Below are 2,038 nucleotides of genomic sequence, written 5' to 3'. Positions count from 1 at the left end.
GCTGCCGCGCCTCGGCGCGGAGACGGCGGTGTTCGCGGCGAGCGGGCCGGACGTGACGGACGTGATCGCGGGCGGCCGCCGGGTGGTCCGCGACGGGCAGCACGTGCTCGTCGGCGACGTGGCCGGGGCCTTGTCCGACGCGATCGCCGCGCTGCACTGACCCCTGGCGCGCAGCGCCACCCATCGGGAAGAGGTGGGCCGGGGGACAAGAAGCCCCCGCCCACCGACGGAGAGGAACCATGACCACCACGGCCATCACCCACATCGCCACCCTGGTCACGAACAATCCGGACCTCGGCGAAGGCCCCCTGGGCCAACTCCACGACGCCGCCCTCGTCATCGAGAACGACAAGATCGCCTGGGCGGGCCCGACGGCCAGGGTCCCGGCGACGGACGAGGTCCACGACGCGCAGGGCCGCGCCGTGATCCCCGGCTTCGTCGACTCCCACTCCCACCTGGTCTTCGCGGGCGACCGCACGGCCGAGTTCAACGCCCGTATGTCCGGCCGGAGTTACCAGGCCGGAGGCATCCGCACCACGGTGGCGGCGACGCGCGCGGCGACGGACGAAGCCCTTGAGGCGAACCTGACGCACTACCTCGCCGAGGCCCTGCGCCAGGGCACGACGACCTTCGAGACGAAGTCCGGCTACGGCCTGACGACCGCCGACGAGGAGCGCGCCCTGCGCATCGCGGCGGCCCACACGGACGAGGTCACGTACCTGGGCGCGCACATCGTGTCACCCGACCACGCCGACGACCCGGCCGCCTACGTCGCGCTGGTGACGGGCGAGATGCTGGACGCCTGTGCCCCGCACGCCCGCTGGATCGACGTGTTCTGCGAGAAGGGCGCGTTCGACGGCGACCAGGCGCGGGCCATCCTGACGGCCGGCAAGGCCAAGGGCCTGCACCCCCGCATCCACGCGAACCAGCTCTCCTACGGCCCCGGCGTCCAGCTCGCCGTGGAACTCGACGCGGCGTCGGCCGACCACTGCACCCACCTCACGGACGCCGACGTCGACGCTCTCGCGCAGGGTGACACCGTGGCGACGCTGCTGCCCGGCGCGGAGTTCTCCACGCGGGCGGAGTGGCCGAACGCCCGCCGCCTCCTGGACGCGGGCGCGACCGTGGCCCTGTCCACCGACTGCAACCCGGGCTCGTCCTTCACGTCGTCCGTCCCCTTCTGCATCGCCCTGGCGGTACGGGACATGGGCATGACCCCGGACGAGGCGCTCTGGTCGGCGACCGCGGGCGGCGCGCGGGCCCTGCGCCGCACTGACGTCGGCCACCTGGCACCCGGCGCGCGGGCGGACCTGACCCTCCTGGACGCCCCCAGCCACGTCCACCTGGCCTACCGGCCGGGCGTACCACTGGTCTCCCAGGTGTGGCGCGCGGGCACGCGGGTGGCGTGAGCCGGCGGGCTCAGACTCCCCGGCGCCGGCACGGCAACTCCGCCGCCCCGGCCCGCGACCCCGTACGGGGGATCGGCAGTATGGATCGCGAGCCACCCGTCCCAGGGGTCACCGAGGCGAGGAGACAGCGGTCATGCAGCAGGCAGCGGCAACGCCCTTCGACATCCACGAGCGCCGCATGTGGGCCGGGCGGGCCGCCGCCTTCCGGCGCAGTGCGGAGCGGCTGTGCGCCCACCCGGTCCCCGACCTGCTGGACGCCGCCCAAGTGGCCGAAGGCGTACGGCACTTGGACGTCGGCTGCGGTACCGGCACCGTCGCCGAAGCGGCCCGGGCGCGCGGCGCGCAGGTCACCGCCGTGGACGCCGAGCCGGACATGGTCGAGGCCACTCGCGCGCGCGTGCCCGAGGCCCGTACCGAACGTGCCGTGCTGCCGCACCTGCCCTATCCGGACGGGGAGTTCGACTGCGTCACGGCCAACTTCGTGCTGAACCACGTCGGTGATCCGATCGCCGCGCTCACCGAACTGCGGCGCGTCCTGCGCCCCGGCGGCCGTGTCGCCGTCACGCTCTGGCGCAACCCGAACGCCGCCGGGCAGTCCCTGCTGGGGCGGGCCGTGGAGGCGGCCGGGG

2 protein-coding genes and 1 pseudogene are annotated in these 2,038 nt (G+C 74.5%); all 3 read left to right on the top strand.

What is annotated here, in order from left to right:
- A pseudogene (locus tag G3I40_RS46820) lies at positions 1-160 on the top strand (formimidoylglutamate deiminase); the annotation flags it as partial.
- A gap of 79 nt (positions 161-239) precedes the next feature.
- Complete coding sequence (hutI, locus tag G3I40_RS02020; RefSeq protein WP_164300406.1) at positions 240-1,409, top strand: imidazolonepropionase; 1,170 nt, start codon at positions 240-242, stop codon at positions 1,407-1,409.
- 133 nt (positions 1,410-1,542) lie between these two features.
- Positions 1,543-2,038 (top strand): class I SAM-dependent methyltransferase (locus tag G3I40_RS02015; protein ID WP_239091466.1); only part of this gene is annotated, 496 nt, incomplete at its 3' end.

Origin of the sequence: Streptomyces sp. SID14478 (assembly GCF_010548525.1) — a bacterium.
In the GTDB taxonomy this organism is placed as follows: Bacteria; Actinomycetota; Actinomycetes; order Streptomycetales; family Streptomycetaceae; genus Streptomyces.
Note: the sequence above shows the minus strand (reverse complement) of the source record. Positions and strands in the feature narration are given on the sequence as shown.